Origin of the sequence: Cohnella nanjingensis, from assembly GCF_014212125.1 — a bacterium.
GTDB lineage: Bacteria > Bacillota > Bacilli > Paenibacillales > Paenibacillaceae > Cohnella > Cohnella nanjingensis.
This window is the reverse complement of record NZ_JACJVP010000032.1, coordinates 21,511-29,069: the sequence shown is the minus strand read 5'-3', so window position 1 is coordinate 29,069 and position 7,559 is coordinate 21,511. Positions and strand designations below refer to the sequence as shown.

Below are 7,559 nucleotides of genomic sequence, written 5' to 3'. Positions count from 1 at the left end.
GTACGTCTCTTTAGCCTTGGTGAGGCGAACACGCGCAAAGTGACGTACTGGGTACGTCTCTTTAGCCTTGGTGAGGCGAACACGCGCAAAGTGACGTACTGGGTACGTCTCTTTAGCCTTGGTGAGGCGAACACGCGCAAAGTGACGTACTGGGTACGTCTCTGGCACATCACTTTCGCCTTGCGTCGGCGAAGACACGTCAAGGAGCTGTCCCCTCGGTTTTAATCCCTTCTCGGATACCTTCTGGGATACCTTCTGGAACAGCCTCTGCCCCGGCCTTTCGCATGCGGTCCGTTTATTCCGCTTCTGCCTTGTCGTACGCGGCTTCGAGCCGCTGCCCGGCTTCGAGCGACACCCGTTCCGGCTTCATCCGCCGAACGGCGATCGTGCCCGCACGGGCCTCCCCTTCGAGGCGATTCCCCGCTATCTCCGCTATGCCGCACGCGTCCAGCTCGATCGCCACCGCACCGCCGCCGGAACCGCCTAACCGGACGATCCGGTTGTTCGAGAACGTCAGGCTGCCGACGCTCCGGGCACCGAGCGCGGGGCCGTCCCGAAGCTCGAACGTATTGCCTTCGGCGGCGAAGCGCGCATGTACCGGCGATGCCGCGCGCAGCTCCCCTTCACCGACCTCCGGGTGGACGGCCAAGACCGGATGCTTCGCGCCGCCGCATTCGACGAATGTATTGCCCCGAACGGCGATCTCCTCCGTCCGGCCGGATTCAAACCAGCTTCCCGCGTCGCAGGCGACCAAGACGGCACTCATCGGCGTCCGCTCGAACCGGTTGCCCTCGATGCGCGTCCGGCGCCGCGTCGTCACGAGCACGCCGCGGGTGGGGATGCGGGAGATCCGGTTGCCGGTGACGTATACTTCCGGCGTCCAAGTCACGTTCTCCACCACATCGTCCGCGCGAAGATCTCCGGGGAGCGGGCGGTCCAGCTTCAAGCTCATCTCGCGCGGGCCGATCGATTCGGCTTCGACGACGACGGCCTCTCCGAATGTCCGCAGGGACGCCGCCCGGACATATTCGATCCGGTCTCCCGGGAAAAACGCCGCGAACCCGTACGTCTGAGGATGCATGAACCGGACCGTGATCTCGTCGGGCGCAGATTGTCCCACAATGCGCAGATAGGTGCCGTGGACGTTGATCGCGTCGTCGTGCGCCCCGGCGAACGTGCTGTCCGCGATCCGAATCGCTCCGCGGCATCCCGATACGTGAACGCAATCGGCGAACGCCGCGACGGTGCGTCCGGTCTCCGGACGGGGCGTCATGTCCAGCCGCTCGATCGTCACGTTCTCGCTGAACTGGCAGACGATGCCCAGCCCATGGGCGAAGTGCACGCCGACGTCGGTCCAGCGAACGTTCCGGCTGTTCGCGATCAGCGCGCCGACCTGATCCCGAATCCCGTCGCGGGCCTGGTAGACGAGCCCGACGCCCGCCTCCGGCATCGGACCGGTGCCGAACCGGAAGCGGACGCGCGACGGGCCGAGCGGCTCCGCGGCGATGTCGCCTTCCAGGAAGTTGTCGATCCGCCGCGTCGTATCGGCGACCGGATCGCAGATCTGCATCGGCCCGCTGCCGAAGCGCCAGCCGTCGCCGATCCAGACCAGCCGGCCGTCTTCGATCTCGTACCGGCTGTCCGGATGGACCCGGACGTCGAGGTACCCGTCGCCGCAAGCCTCGACCCTCATCTCCGCGACCGTCGGCCGCTCGTAGTTGAACCGAACGTTACGGATGCCCACGTCGTCGCAGGCATCGATGACGAGCATCGTCATTTTCCCGTGATAGACGAACAGCGCCCCGTTGCCGTCCAGCGAGACGCCGCGCAATCCTTTGAACCGGATGCCGATCGTCTTCTCGATGTTCGGATGTTCTTGCTCGCTGGCCGTGTTCGTGACGGGATACGGAATCCGCTCCGCTCCGCCGGGATAGAAGTCGTATCGCCCCGGCTCGCAGCGCAGCACGACGGGTCCCGTCGCCCGGGCGGCAGCTTCGATGGCCTTGCGCATCGCCGGACCCGCATCTTCGCGCGAGTCCGGCCTCGCGCCGTAATCGGCTACATTGATGATCGTGCTCGTCTCGTTCATATCCACTTCTCCGTTCCTCGTTGTCGTCGTTGGATGGGCTTGCATCACGCTTCGGCAGCTTGTCGGTAGGCGCTCGGAGAGACGCCCGTGACGCGCTTGAACGCGCGGCGGAACGAATGGGAGCTGTTGTACCCGACCCGCGCGGCGATATCGTCGATCGTATGCCCGTTCGCCTTCAGCAGCAGCGCCGCTTGATCGATCCGGATCCGCTCGAGGTAGTCGGACAGATTTTTGCCTGTGACTTCCTTAACCAGTTGAGAGATGTACTTCTCCGGCCGGCCGACCTGCTCCGCCAAGCTGTACAGGCTTAGATTGGCGTTGGCGTACTGCTCCGCGACCAGCGCCTTGAGCCGTTCGACCAATTGCACGTGCTGATCGTTCTTCTTGCTCGCGACCAACCCGCAGAGCGCTTCCATGATCGCCATGATCTCCTCGTGCAGGCTCTCGATCGTCTCCCCCGGGTGGATGGCCACGATGCGGTTCTTGATTGGCTCGATCGACTCGGATTCGGTGAACATCTTCTGGTCCAGCAGCTTCAGCAGCGTTCCCTTCATCTCGAGCGCGAGCTGGTGCTTCATCTCCGCGGAGAGGGTGCGGACGACCGTGTTCTGCTCGGCGAGCCATTCCACGATCCTTCGCGCTTCGCCGATCTCTCCGGCCCGGAGCGTGCCGATCAAGCGCATCTCTACGTCAAGCGGATAGTAGTAGGTGACGCTGTCCAGCTTCATCTCCCCATACCACGACACCGTCTCCGAACCGGTCGCCGCAGCATGCTCCATCGTCTGCTTCGCTTGAGCGTAGGCGTGGCTGATGTCCGTGACCGAGGAGAATCTCGCGCTCGCCGCCGCTCTCATGGAGATCTTGTACTCCCGGAACAGCGATTCGGCCAGCCGCCCCAACATGCCGTCGATCTGCGCTTGCTCGTAGCTCCCCTCGCCCGACTCCTCGCTGACGAACAGCGCGACGAGCTTATCCGATCCCAGATCCGTCATCGGGACGGAGCCGGCCATCTCGTGCAGCGATTGCTTGAGCACGAGCCGGGCCGCATGCAGCTCGTTCAGGATGTCGACGCTGTCCATGCCGGCATAGCCGTCAATCTGCAGAATCGCCGCGTAGCCCGAGCTGCCGCTCAGTCCCGCGTTCGACTGCACCGCGGCCGCGACGATCTCCTCGCGCGTCCGGAACTCGCCGGCGATGAGACGCTTGAAGAAGGCGTCGCGAACGAGCGGCCGCTGGCGTCTCAGCTCCGTCTCGAGCTTGCCGTTGTTCGAGATCATCTCGGCGATATTGCCATGGAGGAAGTCGTACGCGTTGCGGTCCGCGTGCGTCTCCTGTCCGAACGCGGTCAGCAGACGGTGAATCGGGGCGCTGTTCCGGTAAGCGAGCGCGAGTCCGATGAGCAGCCCGAGCGCCAAGGCGCCTCCGATGACCGTCCAGGAGATCCATTTGATTTGATTCGCGTTCTCCATCAGCGCCGCTCTCGGAATGCCCGCATGGTAGACCCACCCGTTCTTGGAGGAGCGGATCGTCACCACCAGCTCGTCACGGTAGAACTGGCTGGCCCGGCTTCCGTCGAATCGCGGGTCGTTCGCCAGCGCGTCGGCGATCTCGTCGCTGTCCCCTTGGCGGCTGATCGTCCTGCCTTGCGCGTCCACAATATGGACCCAGCCGCCGTTCACGTCCGTAATGCCCGACAGCAGGCCTAGGATCGACTTCTGGTCGATGATGACGACCACGACCGCCGGCGAGGTATCGCCGAAGCTGTCCAGCGGCAGCGATTGCATATAGGTTATCGCGGAGGTGCGGCCGTTCGGGGTCACGAACGGACGGAGGGGCATCATCTCGTTCTGGTGCGTAGCGGCGAGCACGGTCCGCTTCCAGTCGGCCAAGGACAAGTCCTCATAGCGGTAATTCTCGTAATAATGCTCGGGCCTGAAATAAGCCGAACCCGGGGTCAACACGACGTCGTAATTGCGAAGGTAAATGAAAAAATGCCGCAGGAAGTCGTTCGTCTGGCCGAACGTCGTCAAGTCCCGCATCATGCGCCAGATGCCGAACACATTCTGCTTGTCTTTCGCCGGAGGCTCGTTCATCAGGAGATTGAGGTCGTTATGGATCGCCAGCTGTCTCGTGAAGCCTTCCACTTCCGCGATTCTTCGCTCCAAGAGCTCTTTGCTTTTCTGAAGCTGGGTGACGCTGTTCTCGATCGAGATGGACTCCGTAACCGAGATCGAGGTCTGATAGGACATATAACCCGCGATGCTCGGAATGATTAAGATGACGATATACGATACAAGGAAATTCCTGAAAACGCTCGCGTATCTAGGCATGCTAAACATGCGAAGCCCCCTCCCCCCAGTGAGAGCGCTGTCATATCCTATCATAAGGATGCGCGAACCCTGATGCGATTGCCCTCTCCTGCTTGCCGTATCGACACTTTAGCGAATATTGCTTTTACCGTAAAGGTACAATTGCATGCCTGAGGGTACAATTGCGCCTATCGCAGCCTGCAATCCGCGTTCTATCAGGCCCTCCCCGCTTGTGCAACGTCATATGGAGATATGCCGCGGCCGCGGCTTAAGATTTCCCGATCGAACGCATAGACGCAGCAAAGCCGTTAAACACGGGATCTCCTCGCGTTTAACGGCTTGCGGCATTTAAGCAATCCATTCATCGTCGCAGCGTTCGTGCCGGCTCGCCTGGCTATCCGGTAAATTCTTGAACCCATTCGCGGTTGTAATAGGCGATTCCGATCTGGGTGTAGCTGCCGTTCAGGATGTTGGCCCGATGCCCGGGACTGTTCATCCATTGGTTCATGACTTCCGTCGGGCTCGTCTGGCCTTGGGCGATGTTCTCTCCGGCCGAGTTGTAAGAGATCCCGAACGTCTTCATCATATCGAACGGGGATCCATAAGTCGGAGACTGATGGTCGAAATAATGGTTGTCGTGCATATCCTTCGCCTTGGCCATGGCCACTTTCGAAAGGCTGCCGTCCATGCTTAGCGACTTCAGCCCCGCATTCGTTCTTTCTTTGTTCACCAGATCCAGCACCTCTTGGGACGGATTGGCGGACTGTTGCGGATTGGCGGACTGTTGCGGATTGGCCGACTGCTGCGGATTAACAGCGTTGGGCGGCGACGCAAGATTCGGGTTTAGCCCGTCCAACCAATTCTGCGCGTCGTTGGGCAGCTGCTTAATCGAGATCGTGGATTTTCGCTCACCCGTCGTAGAGATGGATGAGGCTTGCGTTAAAGTTGACGTGGATGCCGGATTGCGCGTATGCGTTTCGACCTTTGTTGCTTTCGGAACCGATTGCTTGTTGGACACCAGATGATTCGCGCAACCTGCAATGAGCAATACCGCCGCGATGACGACCAGCCGTTTGATAACAAAACCTCCCTTAACCGTCACTGCCGTGACGCTCTCGAACAAAGGTTTTGTCATGGGCCGAAGAATTATACGGCGCGTAACGAACCGTTCCGGCCATCTCGAAGCTCGTCGCCGCCCGCAGAGCGCGCTCGGCCGTTCGAGGTAAGGCGAACTAGGTTCGGCGCATATAGGCGCGGACCGTGATGGGTGCGAAGACCGCTACGATGACAGCCGCGCCGATGAGAGAGATGCCGAGGTCCCAACCTGCGGTTCCGGCGTTGGCAAGATCGCGGACGGCCGTAACGAGGTGCGAGATCGGATTGATGTTCACGAACCACTGGAGCCAGTCGGGCATGGTCTTGGTCGGCACGAACGCGTTGGACAGGAACGTGAGCGGGAAGAGCACCAGCATCGAGATCCCCTGCACGCTGGAGGCCGTCCGGGCGATCACGCCGAAGAAAGCGAAGATCCAACTGATCGCCCAGGAGCAGCAAATCACGAGAACCGCGGCGATGGCGACGTGACCCAGGCCGCCGTCGGGCCGATAGCCCATGATATAGCCCATGCTAAAGGTGAGCACGGTCGCAATGGTATACCGGATGGTGTCGGCCAATAGCGCTCCCGCGAGCGGCGCGATGCGCGCGATCGGCAGGGACTTGAATCGGTCGAATACGCCTTTGTCCATATCCTCGCGCAGTTGGACGCCGGTGACGATCGAAGTCGTGATTACGGTCTGTACGAGGATGCCGGGAATGATGACAGGCAAGTAGCTCTGCACGTCGCCGGAGATGGCCCCGCCGAAGATGTAGGTAAACATCAGGGTGAAGATGATGGGCTGGAGCGTCACGTCGAACAATTGCTCGGGCGTGCGCCGAATCTTCAACAGGCCGCGATAGGCCATCGTCAACGAGTGGCGTACCGACTGACTGAAGCTCGTGCGGTTTTTGAGCGGGAGATGAGCGCCCGCCTTTATGGTCGTACTTCTCATGCGCTTACCCCCTCTTTGTTCGGTTCGTCGGAGGAGACGCCATGGCCGGTGATGGTGAGGAATACCTCGTCGAGCGTCGGTTTCTGCACGCTCAATTCGGCCAAGGGAATACCGGCTTCGCGGAGAGCGATCAGCAGGTCGGTCACCCGGTCGGCGTCCGCCATCGGAGCCGTGATCTTGCCGGCTTCCGAAGACACGTTCGATTGAACCTTGAGCACCCGCTCAATGGTCCGGCGGGCTGCCTCGACGTCCATGGCATTCTGAACGCGCAATTGCAGCGACGAGGTCCCGACTGACGCTTTCAGTTCGTCCACCGTGCCTTCGGCGACGACGCGGCCCCGATCGATCACCGCGATCCGGTCCGCCAGTTGATCCGCCTCATCCAGGTACTGCGTCGTGAGCAGAACCGTGGACCCCGTCTTGACCAGCCGGCGGATCGTCTCCCACATCTGCGCGCGCGTCCGCGGATCCAGGCCGGTCGTCGGTTCGTCCAGGAAGATGAGCGGCGGCTGCGCGATGAGACTTGCTGCCAGATCCAGCCGGCGGCGCATGCCGCCGGAGAAGTTTTTGAGCGGCCGCTTCGCGGCCTCCGTCAAACCGAATTCCTCCAGCAGCTCCGCGGCCTTGCGCCGCGCCTCCCCGCGCCCCAGCCCGAGCAGCCGGGAGAAGATGACCAGGTTCTCGGTCGCGCTGAGCGACTCGTCGACCGATGCGTACTGACCGGTCACGCCGATCAATTGACGGACGATCTGCGACTCCTTCGCCACGTCATGCCCGAAGATGCGCGCCGATCCGGCGTCCGGCCGAAGCAAAGTCGCCAGCATGCGGATCGTGGTCGTCTTGCCCGCCCCATTCGGACCCAGCACGCCATAGATCGAACCGGCGCGCACGTTCAGATCGACGCCGTCCACCGCGCGATTGTCGCCGAACGTTTTGACGAGTCCGCGCGCTTCGACGGCCCATTCCCCCTGGTTCGGGCGGATTCCCTTTCCATATAGATGATCCATTGCAATTCCTCCTACGCGACTGATTACTTGGATCGTAATGTAAATTTATGAACTGAATGTGAACCAAGAAGCCAAGCGTCGGGATCGGGGAACCTCTGTAGACAGC

At 61.4% G+C, this 7,559-nt stretch carries 5 protein-coding genes; all 5 read right to left on the bottom strand.

The window, feature by feature from the left end:
• Positions 1-295: 295 nt before the first annotated feature.
• Complete coding sequence (locus H7C19_RS19800; protein ID WP_185670784.1) at positions 296-2,089, bottom strand: right-handed parallel beta-helix repeat-containing protein; 1,794 nt, start codon at positions 2,087-2,089, stop codon at positions 296-298.
• Between the two features lie 44 nt (positions 2,090-2,133).
• Positions 2,134-4,428 carry a helix-turn-helix domain-containing protein gene (locus H7C19_RS19795; protein WP_246469617.1) on the bottom strand — a complete coding sequence of 765 codons (2,295 nt, stop codon included), beginning with the start codon at positions 4,426-4,428 and terminating at the stop codon, positions 2,134-2,136.
• A gap of 364 nt (positions 4,429-4,792) precedes the next feature.
• Positions 4,793-5,533, bottom strand: a complete 741-nt coding sequence (locus tag H7C19_RS19790; RefSeq protein WP_185670783.1) for a CAP domain-containing protein — start codon at positions 5,531-5,533, stop codon at positions 4,793-4,795.
• A gap of 97 nt (positions 5,534-5,630) precedes the next feature.
• Positions 5,631-6,446 carry an ABC transporter permease gene (locus H7C19_RS19785; protein ID WP_185670782.1) on the bottom strand — a complete coding sequence of 272 codons (816 nt, stop codon included), beginning with the start codon at positions 6,444-6,446 and terminating at the stop codon, positions 5,631-5,633.
• The gene (locus H7C19_RS19780; protein WP_185670781.1) at positions 6,443-7,453 is read right to left on the bottom strand and encodes an ATP-binding cassette domain-containing protein; all 1,011 of its coding nucleotides are present in this window, start codon (positions 7,451-7,453) and stop codon (positions 6,443-6,445) included. Before H7C19_RS19780 ends, H7C19_RS19785 begins: the two co-directional genes overlap by 4 nt.
• Between the last annotated feature and the right edge of the window lie 106 nt (positions 7,454-7,559).